The organism is Nocardioides nanhaiensis (assembly GCF_039542785.1).
Classification (GTDB): domain Bacteria; phylum Actinomycetota; class Actinomycetes; order Propionibacteriales; family Nocardioidaceae; genus Nocardioides; species Nocardioides nanhaiensis.
In genome coordinates, this window is the sequence record NZ_BAABIM010000002.1 from 837,975 (window position 1) to 858,329 (window position 20,355).

Sequence of the window (20,355 nt, forward strand, 5' to 3'; positions counted from 1 at the left end):
GGCCCATCGTAGTGACCGACTCAGCCGTGGACGGCGAGGTACCCCAGCTGAGCCCGCACGGAGAGCTCGGCGGCACCCCACAGCGACTCGTCGACGTCGGCGTAGACGACCTCGACCACCTGGCGCGGGACGGTGTCGTCGTCCGCGACGCCGGGGTCGAGCGAGGCCGGAGACAGGCCCAGCTCGCCCAGCGCGGCGCGCACCTGCGCCAGCCTGGCCTGCCGGTGATCGCGGTAGTGGTCGAGCACGCCGGCGGCGTCGTCGAGCACCGGCCCGTGGGCGGGCCAGACGACGTCGACCTCGGACTCGGCGACGGCGCGCATGCGCTCGAGGGAGTCGAAGTAGGGGGCCAGCTGGCCGTCGGGGTAGGCGACGACGGTGGTGCCGCGGCCGAGCACCATGTCGCCGCTGAGCAGCGCGCGGTCGGCGGGCAGCACGAACGAGACCGAGTCGGCGGTGTGGCCGGGCGTGGTGAGCACCCGCAGCCCCAGCCCCTCGACCTCGATCTCCTCACCGTCGCGCAGGGGGTCGCCGCGGTGGCAGAAGGCGGGGTCGAGCGCGCGGACGCTGCAGTGCTTGGCGTCGGCGAACGCGTTCGCCACCTCGGAGTGGTCGTGGTGGTGGTGGGTCAGCAGCACCAGCGCGACGTCGTCGAGGCTCTCGACCAGCAGGTCCAGGTGGCCGTCCTCGACCGGACCGGGGTCGACGACGACGACGCGCGAGGCGCCGGGCTCGCGCAGCACCCACGTGTTGGTGCCGTCGAGCGTCATCATCCCGGGGTTGGGCGCCAGCAGGCAGGTGCCGCGCTCCCCGAAGGAGCCGCCCCGCCACGGGTCGGGCCGGGCCACCTCAGTCGCCGTCGCTCACGGTTGCGCGCCGGGCCGCCGCCAGCGGGCGCAGCCGCTCGGGCATCGAGAGCGTGTGGCCCTCGCCCAACGGCTCCACCGACGGCGTGAACATCTGCACCGCACGGTCGGCCGCCACCGCCATCACGGCGTCGGGATCGGCGTGCTCGGCGACCTCCATCGAGGTCAGGTAGGTGGGGGGCATCATCGCCAGCGTGCCGGCCTCGGCCTGCTCGACGGCGGCGCCGGCCGGCAGCCAGGTGACCTCGGAGCTCTCGGTGGAGACGTCGCGGGTCACCTGCCCCTCGGGCAGCCGCGCGACGAAGAACCAGGTGCGGAAGCGCTTGGGCTCGAAGACCGGCGTCAGCCACGCGTCCCAGACCCCGAGCAGGTCGGTGCGCAGCACCAGGCCGCGGCGGGTGAGGAAGTCGGTCATCGCCAGCTCGCGGGTCTCGAGCGCGACCCGGTCGGCCTCCCAGTCCTCGCCGGTCGTGTCGGCCACGACCTCGTGGTCGGAGGGCCCGGCCAGCAGCACCCCGGACTCCTCGAAGGTCTCGCGCACCGCGGCGCACACCAGGGCACGCGCCTTGTCCTCCTCGCACCCCAGGCGCTCGGCCCACTCGGCGGGCGTCGGGCCCGCCCAGGCGACGCCTGCGTCGAAGTCGCGCGGGTCGACGCCGCCACCGGGGTAGACGACCATCCCGCCGGCGAAGTCCATGGAGACCTGGCGCCGCAGGTAGTACACGGCCGGCCCGGCGTCGGGGCCCTGCGCAGGCGCCACCAGGATCACGGTCGCCGCGTCGCGCGGCTCGACCGGCGTCCGGGTGCCGTCCTCGTACTCCCGGGCGATGCCCACCACCTTCTCGGGCAGCGGCACCGGCGGCAGCGGGATCCTCACACCTCCACCAGCAGCTCGACCTCGACGGGCGCGTCGAGCGGCAGCACGGCCACGCCGACCGCCGAGCGGGCGTGCACCCCGGCGTCGCCGAACACCTTGCCCAGCAGCTCGGAGGCGCCGTTGGCCACCGCGGGCTGCCCGGTGAAGTCGGGCGTGCTGGCCACGAAGACAACGACCTTGACGACGCGCTTGACCAGCGCGAGATCACCGATCTCGGCACGCACCGCGGCGATGCCGTTGAGCGCGCACTGCTGGGCGCACTCCACCGCCTGCTCCGGGGTGACCTCCTCGCCGACCTTGCCGGTGAGGATGAGGCGTCGCTCGCGCATGGGCAGCTGGCCGGAGGTGAACACGTGGGCGCCGCTGCGCACGGCCGGCACGTAGGCCGCGACCGGGGCCGCCACCTCGGGCACCGCCAGGCCCAGCTCGGCGAGCCGCTCCTCGGGCGTCGCCCCCGCCACGGCTCAGCCCTCCAGCGGGCGCTTGAAGTAGCCCACGAGGTTCTCGGGGTTCATGCCGGGTGCGATCTGCACCAGCTCCCAGCCGTCGGCCCCGAAGTTGTCCAGGATCTGCTTGGCGGCGTGCGTGAGGATCGGTGCGGTCAGGTACTCCCACTTGGTCATGCCCGGACCCTACTCGTCCGGCCAGGGAGTCAGACCGTGGTCTGACGACCTCTCCCGCCGCCGCGGCTAGCGTAGGGCCGGTGAGCCCGCCCGAGCCGACGCCGGCGCCGCGCAGGCCCCGGCGGCTCTCCTCGCGCCAGCTGGTGTGGCTCGACCGCACCCTGGCCACCGGGCTCCTGCTGCCGCTGCTGCTCTACCCCGCCGCCGGCCTGGCGCTCGTCGCGCTGCCGCTCTCGCTCGCCCAGCTGGTGCCCCTCTACTGGCGGCGCACCCAGCCGGTCACCGTGTTCCTGCTCGTCACAGCCGCCTCGGTGACGCAGGCGGTCCTGCTCGACGCCCCGCTCTACAGCCAGGTCGCCTTCCCGGTGGCGGTGTACTCGGTGGCCCGGTTCGCCTCGGCGGCGTGGGGGGTGGCGGCCGTGACCACCGGCGTCATCGGCGCCGGCGTGGCCGCGCTGGACTGGGTGCGCGCCTACGGCACCTTCACGCTGGGCGACCTCTCCGCCTACTTCCTCACCATCACCGTCATCGTGGTGGCCGCCTGGGCGCTCGGCACGCTGGGCCGCACCCGCCTGGCCTACGTGGAGGCCTTGATCGAGCGCAGCGACCAGGTGCAGCGCGAGGCGGCACAACAGGTCTCGCTCGCGGCGTCGGCCGAGCGGGCCCGCATCGCCCGCGAGATGCACGACGTCGTGGCGCACGGCCTGACCACCATCGTGGTGCAGGCCGACGGCGCCCGCTACGCCGCCGCCCAGCGCCCCGAGGTGGCGGTGCAAGCGCTCGGCGACATCGGCGAGACCGGCCGCGAGGCGCTGACCCAGATGCGCCGGCTGCTCGGCGTCCTGCGCGACGACGACTCCCCGGCCACCGCCCCGCAGCCCCGGCTCGGCGACCTGGTCGACCTGGTGGGCGGCGCCGACGTCGAGTCCGAGCTGCTGGGCCTGGACTCCCCCGTCGCCGACGGGGTCGCACTCACCGCCTACCGCGTGGTGCAGGAGTCGCTCAGCAACGTGCGCAAGCACGCCGGCCCCGGTGCGGCCGCGCGGGTGCGCGTGGAGGTGGCCGGCGACGCCGTCGTGGTCGAGGTGCTCGACGACGGCCGCGGCGCCGCTGCCGACTCCGACGGGCAGGGCCTCGGCCTGCTCGGCATGCACGAGCGGGTCGCCGCGCACGACGGCGAGCTGCACGCGGGACCCCGGCCGGGTGGCGGCTTCGCGGTGCGCGCGAGGATCCCCCGGTGAGCAACCCGATCCGGGTCTTCCTCGTCGACGACCAGGCCATGGTGCGCGCCGGCTTCCGGATGCTGGTGGAGAGCCAGCCGGACCTGACCGTGGTGGGCGAGGCCGGCGACGGCCAGGAGGCCCTCGACGTGCTGGCCGGCACCGACTGCGACGTGGTGCTGATGGACGTCCGGATGCCCCGCCTGGACGGCGTCGCCGCGACCCGCGAGCTGACGGCACGCCCCGACCCGCCTGCCGTGGTGGTGCTGACGACCTTCGACCTCGACGAGCACGTCTTCGCCGCCATCCGGGCCGGCGCCTCGGCGTTCCTGCTCAAGGACGCCCGCCCCGACGAGCTGCTCGACGCCGTCCGCACCGTGCACGCCGGCCACGCCGTCGTGGCCCCGAGCGCCACCAAGCGGCTGCTCGAGCGGTTCGCGGACTCGCTCCCACCCGGCCCCCACGAGACCGACGCGCCCGCCGAGCCGGCCCACCCGCAGGACCGACGGCTCGTCGGCCTCACGGAGCGCGAGCGCGAGGTGCTGGTGCTGGTGGGCCGCGGCCTGAGCAACGCCGAGATCCAGGCCGAGCTGGTGGTGGCCGAGGCCACGGTGAAGACCCACGTGGGCCGGCTGCTCGCCAAGACCGGCTCGCGCGACCGCGTGCAGCTGGTGGTCCTGGCGCACGAGCTGCGCCTGGTCTGACGCCGGTCCCACGCCGGTATCCACCCACGGGTGGAGCAGGTCCAGACCCCGGGTGGACGACGGGCACCCCTCCCGGCGCCGAGGCTGGAGGCATGACCCGGACAGCACTCATCTCCTCCCAGCACCAGCACGGGGCCGGCGCCACCACCCTGGCCGCCAGCACCCGCGGCCTCACCCGCACCTACGGGCGCGGCGACGCCGAGGTGCGCGCCCTCGACGGCGTCGACCTCGACCTGCCGGCGGGCCGCTTCACCGCCGTCATGGGCGCCAGCGGCTCCGGCAAGAGCACCCTGCTGCACTGCCTGGCGGGCCTCGACCAGCCCACGAGCGGCTCGGTGGTGGTGGCCGGCACGGCGCTGGAGCAGCTCGACGACACCGCCCTGACGCTGTTCCGCCGCCAGCACCTCGGCTTCGTGTTCCAGAGCTTCAACCTGCTGCCGGTGCTGAGCGCGGAGCAGAACATCGTGCTTCCCCTCGAGCTGGCCGGCCGCACCGGCCGCCGCGGGCGGCTGGGCGCGGAGGACCGCGCCCGGTTCGACCAGGTGGTCGACACCCTGGGCCTGCGCGACCGGCTGCACCACCGCCCCTCCGAGCTGTCGGGCGGGCAGCAGCAGCGCGTCGCGATCGCCCGCGCCCTCATCGCGCAGCCGGCGATCGTCGTCGCCGACGAGCCCACCGGCAACCTCGACAGCACCACCTCCGCGGAGGTCCTCGACTTCCTGCGTCGCTCGGTGCGCGAGCTCGGCCAGACCGTCGTGATGGTGACCCACGAGGTGGAGGCCGCGGCCTACGCCGACGACGTCGTGGTGATCGCCGACGGCCGGATCCGCGCGCACCTGGTGGAGCCCACGGCCGACCAGCTCGTCGAGACGCTGCGCGGAGGTGCCCGATGAGGACCGTCCTGCTGGCCTCGCTGCGCCACCACGGGCGCCGCTACGTGGCGGCCGGCCTCGCCGTCGTCATCGGCGTGACGTTCGTCGTCGTGACGGCGGGCATCTCCTCCTCGGCCCGCCACGGCATCGAGCAGGAGGTCTCCGCGCCGTTCGCCGGCGCCGACGTCGTGCTCACCGGCCTCGGCGGCAGCGACGTCGCACCGCTGCTGACCGCCGCGGAGCAGGCGGGGGCCGAGGCCGCCGTGCAGGGCGTGGCGTTGGCCTCCACCTCGCGCGGCGGTCGGGTCCTGGCCGAGGAGACGCTGATCGGCTTCCTCCCCGACGCCGGCCCGCTGCGTCAGGAGGAGCTGCTGGAGGGTGCCTGGCCCCAGGGCCCGGGCGAGGCGGTGGCCGAGGCCGACGCCGCGGCAGCCGTGGGGGTGGAGCCCGGCGACGAGCTGGTGCTCACCCCGTCGGGCAGCCGGCAGACCCTGCAGGTGCGGGTGGTCGGCCTGGTCGAGTCCGCGGGGTACGGACAGCTGTACCTGCCGCAGCGGGACCTCGCGCCGTTCGTCGACTCCCTGGGCGTCGACCTGGTCACCTGGGCCGGTCCGACCGATCCCATCACCCGGGTGGCACCGGGGGCGACCGTCGTGCCGGCCGAGGAGTACGTGGCCCAGCTCGTGGTCCAGGCCAACGACGGCGTCGACGTGCTCGCCATCCTGCTGCTGGTCTTCGCCACGATCGCGCTGTTCGTCTCCGTGCTCGTCATCGCCAACACCTTCGCCGTCCTGCTCGCCCAGCGCCAGCGCGAGGTGGCGCTGCTGCGCTGCGTCGGCGCGACCCGTCGTCAGGTGGTCCGCGCGCTGCGCACCGAGGCGCTCGCGCTCGGCGTCACCGCCGCCACGGTGGGCCTCCTCGCCGGCACCCTGCTGGCTCACGCGATCACTGCGCTCGTCGCGCGTCTCTTCCCCGACGTCGGCCTCGGCCGGGTCAGCATCGCGCCCGCCTGGTACGCCGGCGCCTTCGTCGTCGGCCTGCTCGTGACGCTCGTCGCCGCGTGGTTCCCCACGCTGCGCAGCGCGCGCGTGGCGCCCGTCGCGGCGCTGCGCACCGAGCCGGCACCGGGGCTCGGCACGCGTGCCGGCCGCGGTCGCGTGCTGCTGGGGGTGCTGATGCTGATCGTCGGCACGGCGCTGCTCGGGCTCGCGGTCCTGGCCCAGTCGGTGCCCGCCATGCTCGGTGGCGGCACCGTCTTCTTCACCGGGGTGCTGGTGCTCGGTCCGGTGGTCGTGCCCGCAGTCGTGCGGTGGTGCGGGCGGGCGCTGGGAGTGGCCGGCGTCCCGGGGCGCCTCGCCACCGACAACGCCGTGCGCAACCCGCGGCGCACCGCCGCCACCACCGCGTCGCTGCTGGTCGGCGTCACGCTCACCACGGCCGTGCTCACCGGCATGGCCACCGCTCGATCGGCGCTGCTCACCGAGCTCGACCGGCAGCACCCGGTCGACGCCCTGGTGGTGAGCGGCGGCGACGCGCTCGACGACGCCGACCTCGCCCGCGTGCGCGCGGTCGACGGAGTCACCGCGGCCGAGCCCGTCCGCGGGGTGCAGGTGCGCGTCCGCGGCGGCGGTGCGCTCCCCGCCCTCGCACCCGACGAGGCCGCACTCTCGCTGGCGCGCGACCGCGCAGTGCTGACGCCGGCCGCCGGCGAGGTGCTCGTGCCCTGGTCGCTCGGCGTCACCCCCGGCAGCAGGGTCCGCGTCACCGGGCCCGGAGGCGCCGTCACGCTGCGCGTCGTCACCGGCGACGGCTTCGGGGAGGCCGCCGTCGTCGCGCCGGCCACCCTGACCCGGCTGGCCGGCGGCGCCGGCGCCCAGGTGCTCGCCGTCTGGGGCAGCACCGCGGACGACGTGGACGGTACGGCGCTCGCCACCGACCTCGCCGACGTCGCGGAGGCCGGCGGCGCCACCTCGCTCGCCGGCATCGAGGGCCGGGCGTGGGTGGAGCTGCAGCTCGACGTCGTCACCGGCTCCGTGGTCGGCCTGCTCGGCATCGCGGTCGTGATCGCGCTGCTGGGCATCGCCAACACCCTGGGGCTCTCGGTGCTGGAGCGGGCCCGGGAGAACGCGCTGCTGCGTGCGCTCGGCCTCACCCGCCGTCAGCTGCGGGCCACGCTCGCGGCCGAGGCGGTGCTGCTCTCGGTGGCCGCCACCCTGATCGGGACGCTGATCGGGACGGCCTTCGCCTGGGTGGGGGTCCAGGTGATGGTGACCCTCGCGGTCGAGCAGACGCCGATGGTGCTGCCGTGGGGGCAGCTGGCCGGCGTCGTCGCCGTCGCCGGGCTCGCCGGGCTACTGGCCGGGGTGCTGCCCGCCCGCCGTGCCGCCCGCACCGCTCCCGCTGCCGGGCTGGCCGTCGAGTGAGGCGCCGTCGCGGCCCTGCAGGCCGAGCCGGCTGTGCCGGCGCCCGTAGGCGAAGTAGACGACCACGCCGAGCGCCATCCAGATCAGGAAGCGCTCCCAGGTCTCACCGGTGAGGTTGAGCATCAGGTAGACGCACAGCAGCACGGCGCCGCCGGCCACCACCGGGGCGATCGGCGTGCGGAAGGCGCGCGGGAGGTCGGGCCGGGTGCGGCGCAGCACCAGCACCGCGATGCTGACCAGCACGAAGGCGAACAGGGTGCCGATGTTCACCAGGTTCGCGAGGGTCTCCAGGTCCACGAAGCCCGCCAGCAGCGAGATGGCGACGCCCGCGATGATCGTGATGCGGTGCGGCGTGCCGTAGGTGGGGTGCACCCGGGCCAGCGAGCGCGGCAGCAGGCCGTCGCGGGCCATCGCGAAGGCGACGCGGCTCTGCCCGAGCATCAGGATCATCGCGACGACGATCAGGCCGATGCACGCGCCCACCGCCACGATGTTGCCCACCCACTCGGCGCCGGCTGCGTCGAAGGCGGTGGCCAGCGGGGCGCCGTCGGAGGGGTCGATGTCCTCGTAGCTCTGCACGCCGGTGACGATCAGCGAGACCGCCGCGTAGAGCGCGGTGACGATGGCCAGCGAGCCCAGGATGCCGATCGGCACGTCGCGCTGGGGGTTCTTGGCCTCCTCGGCGGTGGTGGCCACGATGTCGAAGCCGATGAAGGCGAAGAAGACGATGGCCGCACCCGCGATGACGCCGCCGACACCGAACACGGCGGGCTCGATGCCGAACAGCGAGGTGATCAGCGGCAGGTCGCGGAACCCGCCGCCGGTGTCGCCCACCGGCTGCGACTCGGGGATGAACGGCACCCAGTTGGCGGTGTCGATCAGCGTGACGCCGACGACGATCACCAGCGCCACCACCAGCAGCTTGATCGCCACGACCACCTGGTTGAAGCGGCTGGAGAACTTGGTGCCGCGCACCAGCATGCCCATCACCAGCAGCGCCACGAGCATCGCGGGCAGGTCGACGAAGCCGTCGGAGGCCGAGGAGAGCGAGGTCGGCAGGGTGATCCCGGCGATGCCGAGCACCTGGTCGAGGTAGCCCGAGAAGCTCGAGGCGAGGGCCGCCGAGCCGATGGTGAACTCGAGCACCAGGTCCCACCCGATGATCCAGGCCACCAGCTCGCCGAGCGTGGCGTAGCTGAAGGTGTAGGCGCTCCCGGCCACCGGGACGGTCGAGGCGAACTCCGCGTAGCACAGGCCCGCCAGGCCGCACGCCACCGCGGCGATCACGAAGCTGATGGCGAGCGCGGGGCCCGAGTTGGTGGCCGCGACGGTGCCGGTCAGCACGAAGATCCCGGCGCCGATGATGACGCCGACGCCGAACACCACGAGGTCCAGCGCCCCGAGGTCCTTGCGGAGCTTGGTCTCCGGGTCGTCGGTGTCCTGGATGGACTGCTCGATGCTCTTGGTCCGCCACACGCTCATGGGATCGGACGCTAGACCCGCTCCCCGGCTCCTGGCCAGCCACCCCGCCGCGCGCACTCCGCCGGTCCCACGCGTCGGGCTACCCTCGTCGGGTGGCCGGCCTCCCCCACTCCACGACGCCGCCACCGGGCGGCCCCGTCGACGTCGCCGTCGCGGAGTCGCTCGCCTTGCTCGCCGGGCTGCCCGGGGTGGTGCGGGCCGGCCTCGCGCTCACCGAGGGCGGTGGGCGCCGTCTGCACTTCACCGCCAGCGACCGCCGCGGCCCCCTCGTCGACTGGTGCCTGATCGATGCCTACGACGACGTGCCGCTGACCGCCGTGGTGCGCACCGGCGAGGTGCTCCTCGGTGACCTCGACGAGCTCGAGGGGCGCTTCCACGGTGTCGTCGCCAAGCAGCGCGAGGCGGGGATCGCGAGCATCGCCGCCGTCCCGCTGGTCGCCGACGGCCCACCCGTGGGGGGTCTGGTGCTCTTCTACGGCATCGCGCAACGCTTCGACCCCGAGCAGCGCCTCGACCTGGTCCGACGCGCCATGCACATCGCCACCACGGTGCGGGCAGCGCAGGCCGCGGTCCCCCGCACCGACGCACCGCTCGCCGCCCAACCGGTCCCCGAGGGCGCACGGGTGGTGGACGTCGAGGTGGAGCCCGACCCACGCGCGGTCGGGACGGTCCGCCGGGCCGTGCGGCACCGGCTGCAGGAGTGGGAGGTGGACGACGACGTCGCCGACGACGCCCTGCTCTGCCTCTCCGAGGTGGTCACCAACGCGGTCGTGCACACCGGCTCCCCCTCCGAGCTGCGTGTCACCCTCGACCGCGGCGTGCTCACCGTCGTGCTGCGCGACGCCGGCACCCGCCACCGCCCCACGGTCCCCAGCACCGACCTGGTCGACCCGCTGCGCGTGCACGGCCGCGGTCTCGCCCTGGTCGAGGAGCTCACCGACCGCTGGGGCTCCGAGCTCGACGCCGCCGGCACCACCGTCTGGTTCGCGCTCGAGCTGGCACGTCGACCCGTGACTGCCGGCTCCGCCTGAGGAGCGCCGATCCCCTGCTGGTTGAGGTGCGAGGAGCGCCAGCGACGACGGCGAACGTGCCGCGGTGGGTCACGGAGGGCGGCCGCCTTCCGGTGGTCGCGCAGCCGGGTGGCGACGCCGCCTACCGGTGGTCGAGTAGCGCCGTCCCGAGGAACGAGGGACGGTGCGTGCTCGATGCGAGACCCCTGAACTCAACTGCCGACACTTACCACTCAGTCCGCTGTGCAGGAAACTGTTACCAGCTTGTTCCTGAGTGCTCGGTGGATAACCCCCGAAACCGTGGCTGGAGTGTCGGTGGTGAGTGCTTGGGTAGACCCATGACCACCACCGCTCCCGACCTCGCCGAGGCTCTCGCGCGCGAGGAGCGCGATCGTGGTGAGCGTGAGCACGCGTTGCGGATGGTGCGCTCGGCGCGGGCCAACCGGATGCGGTCCGAGGTGGACGAGCTCCGGATGATCGTGGAGTGGGCCAAGGTCAACCGCCTCGACGACGACCACCTCGAAGGCGAGCCCGACCCCGACGCCGTCATGAGCGACGAGCAGGTCGCCGAGCTCGAGGCCGCCCTGGGTGACCAGGGATTCTGCGACCGCTGGCTGTCGGTGGCGGGTACGGGTGCGCCGGTGGTCAGCGAGTTCGCGGTGGTGGAGCTCGCTAGCACGCTCGGCATGGGCACCGATGCCGGTCTGACCCTGGTGGGGCGGGTGCTGGAGCTCAAGTACCGCCTCCCGCGGCTGTACCGGCGGGTGGAGGAGCTGCAGGTGCCGGTGTGGAAGGCGTTCGAGCTGGCCGACCTCACCCAGAGCCTCCCGTACGAGGCGGCGGGGCACGTGGACCGGCAGGTCGAGGCGGCGGCCGGCAAGATCGGCAAGCGCCAGATGGAGCGCCTGGTGGCCGAGACCCAGGCGAGGTTCGATCCCGACGCCGCAGCCGAAGCAGCGGAGAAGAAGCGCGAGCGGCGGTTCTTCGACGTCGGCGAGTCCCGCCGCACCGAGTCCATCGCCGGAACCCTGGAGTCGTTGGCCGGCACGGTCGAGGTGACGGGGTGCCTGGACGCCGCGGACGCTGCGGACCTCGAGGCCGCGATCCGTCACACCGCGAGGGCGCTCGGCAAGGCCGGGTGCGAGGACTCGTTGGACGTCCGCCGCGCCGCCGCCGTCGGCGAACTGGCCCGCAACCAGCTTGCCCTCGACCTCGAGACCGGCGAGGTCCAGGAGCCGTTGCCTCAGCACGGCCGCGCGGTCGAGCTGGTCGTGCACCTCTCCGATGAGGCCTTCACCGCCGCCGGGTTCATGGTCGGCCGCCTCGAGAGCACCCAGACCCCGGTCAGCGCCGACGTGATCCGCGCGTGGTGCAGCACCGCCGCCAAGATCACCATCCGGCCGGTCATCGACCTCAACGGTGCGGTGCACGTGGAGCAGTACGAGGTCCCCGACCGGATCAAGCAACGCTCCCGGTGGACCGACCCGCGCTGCGTCTACCCCCACTGCAACCGACCCGGCGACCGCTGCGACTGCGACCACCTCAAGCCCTACGAGCAGGGCGGCGCGACCTGCACCTGCAACCTCGCCCCACTCTGCCGACGCCACCACAGGTTCAAGACCCACGGCGCCGTCACCTACCGACGACTCGGGCCGGGTGCCTACGAGTGGGAGTTCCAGACCGGGATGACCATCGTCCGCGACCACCTCGGCACCCACGAACCACAGTGGCCGAAACCCCCACCACCCGAGGACTGGGAAGCCGAATCTCCCGACGATCCCGTCTTCGACTACCCGCTGACCGAGTAGATCGGCCAGATCATCGAGTTGTCCGAGCGCCGAGCTGACGCCGCCCGAAGTCGCTCACGTGATGTGGTGCCAGGTCGTAGCGTGAGCCGTCCGGGAGCCAGAGCGATCCTTCATCGGGTCCAGTCGATGGCCGCGTGGTCAGCCAGCAGGCGTGCCCCGCGGGTGGCATCGTGCTGGGCGACCCAGGCGATCCGGCCGCGCAGGTGGTGCTCGAACGCCGGGACGTCGGCCCGGTTCTGGCTGCTCGGACCGTGACGGCGGCAGTTGTGCAGGATGGCACGCAGGACGTCGACCTCGGCACGAGACACCCGCGGTCGCTGGTTGACGACCAGCCCGCCGAGGGTCTGACGACCAGCGCGAGGCATGACCCCCGTCTTGCGGGCGTTGAGCCGGAATCCTTCGCCCCGGACGATCTCCTCCACGACGTCGAGCAGTCGCGACGTGCCGCTTCCCCAACCTCGGTCACCAGAGAACGCGAGGTCGTCCGCGTAGCGTGTGTACCGCCCACCCCACGACTCCGCGAGCGCGGTGAGGCGCACATCGAGCCGGAACGCCGCGAGGTTGGCCATCGCGGGAGAGGTGGGCGCTCCCTGGGGCAGGTGTGGCGCGGCCAGTCGACGGCCCAGGCGCCAGTGCGCGTCGAGGAGCCGGTCGTCCGCGGGGCGCGGGACCGCACGCCAGCCCGAGCGCGGCAGGGTGCTGGTCACCAGACCGGCCAGGCGGTGCGCGACCGGCTCGGGGTAGCCCGCCGAGCGCCAGATCCCGTACAGCCTGGAGACGGTGATGCTGCCGAAGAACGCCTCGAGGTCCAGACGTATCACGACAGGCCGGCCCGCGTGCGGCTCGGCGTATGACCGCACCGACCCGCCAGGGCGGAAGCCGCGGGCCGCGGGGTGCGGAGGGATCAGGGACGCGACGTCGTCGAGCAGCTGTCGTTGAAGGGTCTTGAGTCGTCTCTTGGGCGCCTCCAGGACTCGGATGGCCCCGCTCGCGGCGACCCTGTGGCTGACTCGGTAGTGCTGGAGAGGTCCGGTCGGTGTCGAGCGTGCCAGGTGGCGCGGGTCGGAGAACCAGTCCAGCTCGGACGTGGTGATGCCCAGGAGGTCGGCGAGGTCGCCGATGTTGTCGAGCACCGGGAGCCGCCAGCGGTTGGTGGTCATCCGGGTCTCGGCCACGGGTTGCCTGAGCGGCCTTGCGTGGGCTGCCTTCGCTGCCGCCGGGCGGGAGGCGATGTTCGTGGCCAGCTCTCGCGGCCGGTCGTGTGGGGGTCGTGGATAGAGCTCCAGCGTCTGACGCACGAGCGGCGTCAGCCACCGTGCCCGGCGTCCCAGGACGGCGGCTCCGCTCGTGGCGAGTCCCGCCGACGTCCATTCCCCCGCGAGGAAGCCGGACGCCAACGCCCGCGCCAGGTCGGCCCTCATGCTGGCGCGGGCCGGGCGGACGAGGGAGCGTGCGGCAGCGCTGCTCGACCTGTCCCGTCGTGCGCGCGATGACCTGCAGCGAAGCGCAGCGAGTCGCGCGCGGTGCCGTGCCCGAACATTCCGGTGGCCCCCGGGGTAGCCCCGGGGAGGCTGACCGGTGTCACGCACCGATCCGCCGTCTCGAGAGAACGCTGCCGCACGCGGGGCACGATAGCCGCGCCCACGACTCCACGGCATCACACCACCAGCGACACGCCCGCTCGTGCCGTAGGCGTCAGAAAGCCCCCGCCACCGCGTTGCGGATCTCGTTGACCGCGAGCGCGACGAACAGCACCGCGCAGAGCACCATGCCGGCGTTGGAGAGCCAGCGGTTGCGCCACTGATCCGGTACGCCGTCGTCCTCGGAGAGTCCAGAACCCTTGCGGTTGAGGAGGATCAGCAGGGTGACGGCGAGGAAGGGCATGAACAGGGCACCGAGCACGCCGTAGGCGAGGATCAGACCCACCGGGCGGTCGAGCAGCAGCAGGAGCATCGGTGGGAACGTCAGCCACAGCAGGTACACCCGGAAGTAGCGGCCGCCGGTGCGGGTGTCGGGGTGACCGGACGGCAGCCCGCGCAGGTTGCCCACGAAGTCGGCGAAGAGCAGGCTGACGCCGCTCCAGACGCCGATCAGCGAGGAGAAGGAGGCGGCGAAGAAGCCGATGAGGAACACGTAGCCGAAGACCTGGCCGTAGCGGTCCTCGAGCACGTCGCTGAGCTGCACGAGCCCCTGGTCTCCGGTGTCGATCGCGATCTGGGCCGAGTAGAGCAGCTCGGCGCCCACGACGAGCATGGCCACCACGAACAGCCCGGTGATGGCGTAGGCGACGCCGTTGTCGAGGCGCATGACGCGCATGAACCGCGGCGTCACCCAGCCCTTCTCGCGCAGCCAGTAGCCGTAGGCCGCGAGCGTGATGGTGCCGCCGACGCCGCCGAGGATGCCGAGCAGGTAGACGACCGAGCCCTCGGGCACGATCGGGCGCAGGCCGAGCAGGACCTCGCCCAGGTTGGGCAGGGTGAGGATCGCCGCGCCCATCACCGCCACGAACATGACGCCGATCAGCGCCGCCATGATCTTCTCGAAGAAGCCGTAGCTGCCGAACCACACCAGCGCCAGCCCCACCAGCCCGGCGACGATCGCGACCGGCCGCAGAGGGAGGTCGGGGAACACGGCGACGAGCGGCAACGCGGTCGAGGACATCGCCGTCGCGCCGTAGACCAGGCCCCAGACCATGATGTAGGGAGCGAAGTACCAGGCGGTCCAGGGGCCGATGCTGCGCCAACCCTCGAAGATCGTGCGGCCCGTCGCGAGCGAGAACCGTCCCGCGCCCTCCACCAGGATCACCTTGATGATCGAGCCGAGCACCGCCACCCACAGCAGCGTGTAGCCGTAGCGCGAGCCCGCCACCAGCGTGGCCACGAGGTCGGCGGCTCCGACCCCGGTGGCCGCCACCACCAGTCCGGGCCCGATCACCCGCCAGCGGGGTGGGCGCTCGTCGGCGGCGGGGTCGGTGGGCGTGCTCCCGAGGTCGCTCATGGGGCGACACCCTTCCACCCGCCCTGCCGCGGCGCCAGACTGCTCACATGCCCTACGACGAGCAGCTGGCCGAGCGGGTGCGCGCCCTCGTGCCGAGCCTGCCGGTCGCGCCGGTGCGCGAGCGCCCCATGTTCGGCGGGCTGGGCTTCCTCACCGACGGCGGCCACATGGCGGTCTGCGTCGCCGGCTCGGGCGAGGGACTGCTCGTGCGGGTGCCGGCCGAGGACTCCCCGGCGCTGCGTGCCCAGGACGGCGTCGGGCCCATGGTCATGGGTGGGCGCGCCTCGGCCTCGTGGGTGGTCGTGGCCACCGGGCTGCTCACCGACTACGACGCGCTCCGCGCCTGGTGCCGGCGCGGTGACGCCGTCGCCGCCGCGCTGCCCCCAAAGGAGCGCTGAGGTCAGGCCAGCTCGGGCTCGGTCTTCTCGCGCACCTCGTCCTCGGTCACGTCGGGCGCCAGCTCGACGAGCTTCAGACCGCCACCCTCCGAGGCGGGGACGACGTCGATGACCGCGAGGTCGGTGATGATCCGCTGGACGACGGCCTTGCCGGTGTAGGGCAGAGAGCACTGCTCCACGATCTTGTACGAGCCGTCCTTGGCCACGTGCTCCATCAGCACGATCACCCGCTTGGCGCCGTGCACCAGGTCCATGGCACCACCCATGCCCTTGACCATCTTGCCGGGGATCATCCAGTTGGCGATGTCGCCGGCGGCCGAGACCTGCATGGCGCCCAGGATCGCGGCGTCGATCTTGCCGCCGCGGATCATCCCGAACGAGGTGGCGGAGTCGAAGAACGAGGCACCGCGGCGCACCGTCACGGTCTCCTTGCCGGCGTTGATGAGGTCCGGGTCCTCCTCGCCGGCCGCCGGGTAGGCACCGACACCGAGGATGCCGTTCTCACTCTGCAGCACCAGCTCGACGTCGTCGGCCACGTAGTTGGGCACCAGCGTCGGTAGCCCGATGCCGAGGTTCACGTACGACCCGTCGGTCAGCTCCGACGCCGCCCGCGCCGCCATCTGCTCACGCGTCCAGCTCATGCCTCCCGCACCGTCCTCTTCTCGATCCGCTTCTCGGCCGCCTGCTCGGGCGTCAGCGCGACCACGCGCTGCACGAACACCCCGGGGGTGTGCACGTGGTTGGGGTCCAGCTCCCCCGGCTCCACCAGCTCCTCGACCTCGGCGATGGTGACCCGGCCGCACATGGCGGCGAGCGGGTTGAAGTTGCGCGCGGAGTCGCGGTAGACGAGGTTGCCGTGCCGGTCGCCGCGCCAGGCGCGCACCAGACCGAAGTCCGCGACGATCGCCTCCTCGAGCACGTACTCGCGCGCCTCGTCGCCCTCGCCAAACACGCGGGTGTCCTTCGGCGGCGAGGCCACCACGACGGCGCCCTCGCTGTCGTAGCGCCAGGGCAGCCCGCCCTCGGCCACCTGGGTGCCGCCGCCGGTGGCGGTGTAGAACGCCGGGATGCCCGAGCCACCTGCCCGCATGCGCTCGGCGAGGGTGCCCTGCGGCGTCAGCTCGACCTCGAGCTCACCGGAGAGGTACTGCCGGGCGAACTCCTTGTTCTCACCGACGTAGCTGCTGATCATCCGGCGCAGCCGCTTGGCCATGAGCAGCCGGCCCAGCCCCCAGTCGTCGACCCCGCAGTTGTTCGAGACCGCCTCGAGGTCCTCGACGCCGGCCTCCAGCACCGCCTCGATCAGCGCCGAGGGGATGCCGCACAATCCGAACCCGCCCACGGCCAGCGTGGCGCCCGAGCCGATGTCGGCCACCGCCTCCGCTGCCGTCGCACACACCTTGTCCATGCGGCCGATCCAACCCAGCGACCGCGAGGCCGTCAACGGGCAGCACCGCCGCGCCAGGCGATCTCTCGACCAGTGGACGACCGCACGCGGTAGCGTCCGCTGGATGGACGCACCCGTCGACGTCGTGGGCCGCACCGCGCTGTTGCTGCGCGCGGTGGCGGCCGCCGAGCCCACCGGCGCGGGCACGGCCGCGCTCGCCCGTGCCGCCGGTCTGGCCAGGCCGACCGCGCACCGGCTGCTCACCTCCCTGGAGGCCGAGGGGCTCACCGAGCGGACGCCCGAGCACGGCCACTGGGTGCTCGGACCCGAGCTGTACCTGCTGGGCAGCGCCGCGGCCGCCCGGTACGACGTGACGGCCCACGCCCAGCCGGTGGTGCGCCGCCTCGCGCTCGCCACGGGCGAGAGCGCCTTCTTCTCCGCCCGGCGCGGCGAGGAGACGATCTGCCTGCTGCGCGAGGACGGCAGCTTCCCGCTGCGATCGCACGTGCTGCACGAGGGCATCCGCTTCCCGCTCGGGGTCGCCTCCGCCGGTCTGGCGATCCTGGCGCACCTGCCCGAGGCGCAGGTGCGCGACTTCCTGGCCCGCCACGACCTCACCGCCGAGCACGGCCCGGCGCACGCCGTGCGACCGCTGCGCACGCGCATCCGACGCACCCGAGAGCTCGGCTACGCCGTCAACCCCGGCCTGCTCGTCGAGGGCAGCTGGGGCATGGGTGCCGCGGTCTTCGACGCCGCGGGCCGCCCCGGGTGGGCGCTCAGCCTCACCGGCATCGCCCAGCGCTTCGGCCCCGCCCGCCGTCGCGAGCTCGGCGCCCTGCTCCTGCACGAGGCGCACGAGCTCTCCCAGGCGGTCCAGAGCGCTGCCGACGTCACACCGCGAGCGCGTGGCTGAGGCCCCACCGCCCACTAGGGTCGACGAGGTGAGCACCTCCACCGACTGGCCGAAGGTGCGGCTGCACGTCGTCACCGGCAAGGGCGGCACGGGCAAGTCGACCGTGGCCGCCTCCCTCGCCCTGGCCCTGGCCTCCGGCGGCAAGAACGTGCTGCTCTGCGAGGTCGAGGGGCGCCAGGGCATCGCGCGGATGTTCGACGTCGAGCCGCTGCCCCCCGAGGAGCGCCGGCTCACCACCGGCCTGCCCGGCGCCGACGGCCGCGCCGGAGTCGTGCACGCGCTCAACATCGACCCCGAGGCCGCGCTGCTGGAGTACCTCTCGCTCTACTACAAGCTCGGTCGTGCCGGGCGCGCGCTCGACCGCTTCGGCGTCATCGAGTTCGCCACCACCATCGCACCCGGGGTGCGCGACGTGCTGCTCACCGGCAAGGTCTTCGAGGCGGTGCAGCGCAACAGCCGCAACAAGGGCGCCATCGAGTACGACCACGTGGTGCTCGACGCCCCGCCGACCGGCCGGATCGCCCAGTTCATGAACGTCAGCAACGAGCTCGCCGGGCTCGCCAAGGTGGGCCCCATCAAGTCGCAGGCCGACACGATGATGACGCTCTTCCGCTCCCCCCGCACCGCCGTGCACCTGGTGACCGTGCTCGAGGAGATGCCGGTGCAGGAGACCACCGACGGCATCGCCGAGCTGCGCGCCGCCGACCTGCCCGTGGGCGGCGTCGTCGTCAACCTCGTGCGGCCCCAGGACCTCAGCACGGAGGCCCTCGGCGCCGCCCGCGACGGCTCGCTCGACCGGCAGGCCCTCGCCGGGGACCTGGAGTCCGCCAGCGTCGAGGCGCAGGACGAGCTGCTCGACGGGCTGCTGGCCGGTGCTCGCGACCACGCCGAGCGCCGCGCGCTGGAGGACTCCCAGCGCGCGCTGGTGCAGCAGCTGGGCGTCCCCACCTACGAGCTGGCGCGGATGCCCGCCGGCGTCGACCTCGGCGGGCTCTACGAGCTCGCCGGTCACCTCCGCGAGCAAGGGATGGCGTGACCATGGCCAGCAGGAAGCCCAGCAGGAAGCACAGCCGCGTCGGCCCGCAGGACACCTCGACCCGGCCCACGCACACCACCTCCGCCGGCGAGCTCGACGTCGACGCACTCCTCGACGACCGCGCCACCCGGATCATCGTGTGCTGCGGCTCCGGGGGCGTCGGCAAGACCACCACCTCGGCCGCCCTGGCGCTGCGCGCCGCCGAGCGCGGCCGCAAGGTCGTCGTCCTGACCATCGACCCCGCCCGTCGGCTGGCGCAGTCGATGGGCATCGAGGAGCTGGACAACACCCCGCGTCCGGTCACCGACGTCGGGCACGAGGCCGGCGGCAGCCTCAGCGCGATGATGCTCGACATGAAGCGCACCTTCGACGAGGTGGTGGAGAGCCAGGCCACCCCCGAGAAGGCGCAGCAGATCCTGGCCAACCCCTTCTACATCGCGCTCTCCAGCTCCTTCGCCGGCACCCAGGAGTACATGGCGATGGAGAAGCTGGGCCAGATCCACGCCGACGCCGAGCGCACCGGCACCTACGACCTCGTCGTCGTCGACACGCCGCCCTCCCGGTCGGCGCTGGACTTCCTCGACGCGCCCGAGCGGCTCTCGAGCTTCCTCGACGGACGCTTCATCCGGCTGATGCTGGCCCCCGCCCGGGGGCCGGCCAAGCTGATGACGGCCGGCTTCGGGCTCGTGACCGGCGCGCTGGCCAAGGTCCTCGGCACCCAGGTGCTGCGCGACCTGCAGACCTTCGTGACCGCGCTCGACACCGTCTTCGGCGGGTTCCGCCAGCGGGCGCAGAAGACCTATGCGCTGCTGCAGGCGCCCGGCACCGCGTTCATCGTGGTGGCGGCCCCGGAGCCGGACGCGCTGCGCGAGGCCGCCTACTTCGTGGAGCGGCTCAGCGAGGACGACATGCCGCTGGCCGGGCTGCTGGTCAACCGCGCCAGCACCGCTCCCCGCGGCGACCTCAACGCCGACGAGGCCATGGCAGCGGTCGAGCGGTTGCGGCGGTCCGGAGCAGCCGGTGACACCACCGGCTCCTCGACGACGGCCGGCCTGCTGCGCCTGCACGCCGACCAGCAGCGGATGGTGGAGCGCGAGGCGCGGCTGCGCGAGCGGTTCGCCGCCGCCCACCCGCAGGTGCCGACGACCACCGTGCCCGCGCTCGCCGGCGACGTGCACGACCTCGACGGCCTGCGCCGGGTGGGCGAGCTGCTGGCCGAGACGGCCTAGCGGCCGGCCCGCCGGCGGGTCAGACCAGGCTGGGGTCGGTGGCCTGGGTGCGGGCGGTCTCGAGCACCGCGCGCCACGAGGCGTGCGGCTTGCGCCGCAGCAGCGCCCGGCGCTCGCGCTCGGTCATGCCGCCCCAGACACCCCACTCGATCTGGTTGTCGAGGGCCTCGGCGAGGCACTCGGTGCGCACCGGGCAGCCGTTGCACAGCTGCTTGGCCTTGTTCTGCTCGGCACCACGCACGAACAGCTGGTCCGGCGTCGTCGCCTTGCACGCGGCGCGAGGCGCCCAATCTTCCACCCACATGATGTTGTCCCTACATCGTCGGAAGAGGAGGTCGACGCCCCATGACGCCATCCCTGAGAAACTCTTGAGGACAAAGTTAAAGAAGTACCGCAATTCGCGACAGGCGCGTTCGTCCCAACTTCGATAGTCCGAAATGACTAGTCCCTCCTGGCCAGCGGGCGCTGGGGGCCGCCGTCCGCGGAATCGCGGGGGCCTGTGGCACTCAC

20 protein-coding genes are annotated in these 20,355 nt (G+C 73.3%); 10 read left to right on the forward strand and 10 right to left on the reverse strand.

From position 1 onward, the window contains the following. Window positions 1-20: 20 nt before the first annotated feature. Genes ABD948_RS12125 through sp36 form a run of 4 tightly spaced genes read right to left on the reverse strand, consistent with a single transcriptional unit; the run spans window position 21 to window position 2,366 of the window. A complete protein-coding gene (locus ABD948_RS12125) occupies window positions 21-848 on the reverse strand; it encodes an MBL fold metallo-hydrolase (protein ID WP_345266083.1) in 828 nt (275 codons plus the stop codon). A 1-nt stretch (window position 849) separates the two neighbouring features. Next, window positions 850-1,743, reverse strand: a complete 894-nt coding sequence (locus tag ABD948_RS12130) for an NUDIX hydrolase (RefSeq protein WP_345266085.1) — start codon at window positions 1,741-1,743, stop codon at window positions 850-852. Continuing rightward, on the reverse strand, window positions 1,740-2,204 hold the full coding sequence (locus ABD948_RS12135; RefSeq protein WP_345266087.1) for a RidA family protein: 465 nt from the start codon (window positions 2,202-2,204) through the stop codon (window positions 1,740-1,742). Before ABD948_RS12135 ends, ABD948_RS12130 begins: the two co-directional genes overlap by 4 nt. 3 nt (window positions 2,205-2,207) lie before the next feature. Next, window positions 2,208-2,366, reverse strand: a complete 159-nt coding sequence (sp36, locus tag ABD948_RS12140) for a Sp36 family protein (RefSeq protein ID WP_180935256.1) — start codon at window positions 2,364-2,366, stop codon at window positions 2,208-2,210. Between the two features lie 80 nt (window positions 2,367-2,446). On the opposite strand from sp36, the gene ABD948_RS12145 reads away from it, so the two are divergent. From ABD948_RS12145 to ABD948_RS12160, 4 genes are all read left to right on the forward strand, one after another. Further along, window positions 2,447-3,607 carry a sensor histidine kinase gene (locus ABD948_RS12145; protein WP_345266090.1) on the forward strand — a complete coding sequence of 387 codons (1,161 nt, stop codon included), beginning with the start codon at window positions 2,447-2,449 and terminating at the stop codon, window positions 3,605-3,607. Further along, window positions 3,604-4,290, forward strand: coding sequence for a response regulator (locus tag ABD948_RS12150; protein WP_345266092.1), 687 nt, complete (start codon window positions 3,604-3,606; stop codon window positions 4,288-4,290). The genes ABD948_RS12145 and ABD948_RS12150 overlap by 4 nt, the downstream gene beginning before the upstream one ends. A 92-nt stretch (window positions 4,291-4,382) precedes the next feature. Then, window positions 4,383-5,183, forward strand: a complete 801-nt coding sequence (locus ABD948_RS12155; RefSeq protein ID WP_345266094.1) for an ABC transporter ATP-binding protein — start codon at window positions 4,383-4,385, stop codon at window positions 5,181-5,183. Then, window positions 5,180-7,585 (forward strand): ABC transporter permease, encoded by a 2,406-nt coding sequence (locus ABD948_RS12160; protein WP_345266096.1) that lies wholly within the window; start codon window positions 5,180-5,182, stop codon window positions 7,583-7,585. The genes ABD948_RS12155 and ABD948_RS12160 overlap by 4 nt, the downstream gene beginning before the upstream one ends. Here the strand turns inward: ABD948_RS12160 and ABD948_RS12165 are convergent. Then, on the reverse strand, window positions 7,514-9,067 hold the full coding sequence (locus ABD948_RS12165) for an amino acid permease (RefSeq protein WP_345266098.1): 1,554 nt from the start codon (window positions 9,065-9,067) through the stop codon (window positions 7,514-7,516). The two genes, ABD948_RS12160 and ABD948_RS12165, sit on opposite strands and share 72 nt — an antisense overlap. A gap of 92 nt (window positions 9,068-9,159) precedes the next feature. Here ABD948_RS12165 and ABD948_RS12170 point away from each other — a divergent pair, with 92 nt between their 5' ends. Both ABD948_RS12170 and ABD948_RS12175 read left to right on the forward strand, forming a co-directional pair. Beyond that, window positions 9,160-10,098 (forward strand): ATP-binding protein, encoded by a 939-nt coding sequence (locus tag ABD948_RS12170; protein WP_345266100.1) that lies wholly within the window; start codon window positions 9,160-9,162, stop codon window positions 10,096-10,098. Window positions 10,099-10,415: 317 nt separating this feature from the next. Next, entirely contained in the window at window positions 10,416-11,885 is a 1,470-nt protein-coding gene (locus ABD948_RS12175) for an HNH endonuclease signature motif containing protein (protein WP_345266102.1), read from the forward strand. Between the two features lie 110 nt (window positions 11,886-11,995). Here ABD948_RS12175 and ABD948_RS12180 read toward each other — a convergent pair whose 3' ends face one another. Both ABD948_RS12180 and ABD948_RS12185 read right to left on the reverse strand, forming a co-directional pair. Continuing rightward, window positions 11,996-13,045, reverse strand: coding sequence for a reverse transcriptase family protein (locus ABD948_RS12180; protein ID WP_345266104.1), 1,050 nt, complete (start codon window positions 13,043-13,045; stop codon window positions 11,996-11,998). Window positions 13,046-13,580: 535 nt separating this feature from the next. Further along, window positions 13,581-14,882, reverse strand: a complete 1,302-nt coding sequence (locus ABD948_RS12185) for an Nramp family divalent metal transporter (protein WP_345266106.1) — start codon at window positions 14,880-14,882, stop codon at window positions 13,581-13,583. 47 nt (window positions 14,883-14,929) lie between these two features. Between ABD948_RS12185 and ABD948_RS12190 the strand changes: the two genes are divergently transcribed. Continuing rightward, window positions 14,930-15,280, forward strand: coding sequence for a TfoX/Sxy family protein (locus ABD948_RS12190; protein WP_345266108.1), 351 nt, complete (start codon window positions 14,930-14,932; stop codon window positions 15,278-15,280). A gap of 2 nt (window positions 15,281-15,282) precedes the next feature. Here the strand turns inward: ABD948_RS12190 and ABD948_RS12195 are convergent, their stop codons facing one another. Together ABD948_RS12195 and ABD948_RS12200 are read right to left on the reverse strand one after the other, a co-directional pair. Further along, window positions 15,283-15,921 (reverse strand): CoA transferase subunit B, encoded by a 639-nt coding sequence (locus ABD948_RS12195; RefSeq protein WP_345266110.1) that lies wholly within the window; start codon window positions 15,919-15,921, stop codon window positions 15,283-15,285. Continuing rightward, on the reverse strand, window positions 15,918-16,688 hold the full coding sequence (locus tag ABD948_RS12200) for a CoA transferase subunit A (RefSeq protein WP_345266112.1): 771 nt from the start codon (window positions 16,686-16,688) through the stop codon (window positions 15,918-15,920). Before ABD948_RS12200 ends, ABD948_RS12195 begins: the two co-directional genes overlap by 4 nt. A gap of 103 nt (window positions 16,689-16,791) precedes the next feature. Here ABD948_RS12200 and ABD948_RS12205 point away from each other — a divergent pair, with 103 nt between their 5' ends. From ABD948_RS12205 to bagB, 3 genes are read left to right on the forward strand one after another with little or no spacing between them, the layout of a single operon-like run. Then, window positions 16,792-17,580: an IclR family transcriptional regulator gene (locus ABD948_RS12205; RefSeq protein ID WP_345266114.1), complete on the forward strand. Its 789-nt coding sequence runs from the start codon at window positions 16,792-16,794 to the stop codon at window positions 17,578-17,580. Then, window positions 17,573-18,616 (forward strand): ATPase BagA, encoded by a 1,044-nt coding sequence (gene bagA, locus ABD948_RS12210; RefSeq protein WP_345266116.1) that lies wholly within the window; start codon window positions 17,573-17,575, stop codon window positions 18,614-18,616. The genes ABD948_RS12205 and bagA overlap by 8 nt, the downstream gene beginning before the upstream one ends. A 2-nt stretch (window positions 18,617-18,618) precedes the next feature. Next, window positions 18,619-19,845 (forward strand): ArsA family ATPase, encoded by a 1,227-nt coding sequence (bagB, locus tag ABD948_RS12215; RefSeq protein WP_345266118.1) that lies wholly within the window; start codon window positions 18,619-18,621, stop codon window positions 19,843-19,845. Between the two features lie 19 nt (window positions 19,846-19,864). Here bagB and ABD948_RS12220 read toward each other — a convergent pair whose 3' ends face one another. Continuing rightward, window positions 19,865-20,149: a WhiB family transcriptional regulator gene (locus ABD948_RS12220; protein ID WP_345266120.1), complete on the reverse strand. Its 285-nt coding sequence runs from the start codon at window positions 20,147-20,149 to the stop codon at window positions 19,865-19,867. Window positions 20,150-20,355: the final 206 nt, after the last annotated feature.

Coding starts and splice junctions, on each gene's coding strand:
- sp36 (WP_180935256.1), bottom strand. CDS start 2,366: ATGACCAAGTGGGAGTACCTGACCGCACCGATCCTCACGCACGCCGCC.
- ABD948_RS12155 (WP_345266094.1), top strand. CDS start 4,383: ATGACCCGGACAGCACTCATCTCCTCCCAGCACCAGCACGGGGCCGGC.
- ABD948_RS12160 (WP_345266096.1), top strand. CDS start 5,180: ATGAGGACCGTCCTGCTGGCCTCGCTGCGCCACCACGGGCGCCGCTAC.
- ABD948_RS12165 (WP_345266098.1), bottom strand. CDS start 9,067: ATGAGCGTGTGGCGGACCAAGAGCATCGAGCAGTCCATCCAGGACACC.
- ABD948_RS12175 (WP_345266102.1), top strand. CDS start 10,416: ATGACCACCACCGCTCCCGACCTCGCCGAGGCTCTCGCGCGCGAGGAG.
- ABD948_RS12180 (WP_345266104.1), bottom strand. CDS start 13,045: ATGACCACCAACCGCTGGCGGCTCCCGGTGCTCGACAACATCGGCGAC.
- ABD948_RS12185 (WP_345266106.1), bottom strand. CDS start 14,882: ATGAGCGACCTCGGGAGCACGCCCACCGACCCCGCCGCCGACGAGCGC.
- ABD948_RS12190 (WP_345266108.1), top strand. CDS start 14,930: ATGCCCTACGACGAGCAGCTGGCCGAGCGGGTGCGCGCCCTCGTGCCG.
- ABD948_RS12195 (WP_345266110.1), bottom strand. CDS start 15,921: ATGAGCTGGACGCGTGAGCAGATGGCGGCGCGGGCGGCGTCGGAGCTG.
- ABD948_RS12200 (WP_345266112.1), bottom strand. CDS start 16,688: ATGGACAAGGTGTGTGCGACGGCAGCGGAGGCGGTGGCCGACATCGGC.
- ABD948_RS12205 (WP_345266114.1), top strand. CDS start 16,792: ATGGACGCACCCGTCGACGTCGTGGGCCGCACCGCGCTGTTGCTGCGC.
- bagB (WP_345266118.1), top strand. CDS start 18,619: ATGGCCAGCAGGAAGCCCAGCAGGAAGCACAGCCGCGTCGGCCCGCAG.
- ABD948_RS12220 (WP_345266120.1), bottom strand. CDS start 20,149: ATGTGGGTGGAAGATTGGGCGCCTCGCGCCGCGTGCAAGGCGACGACG.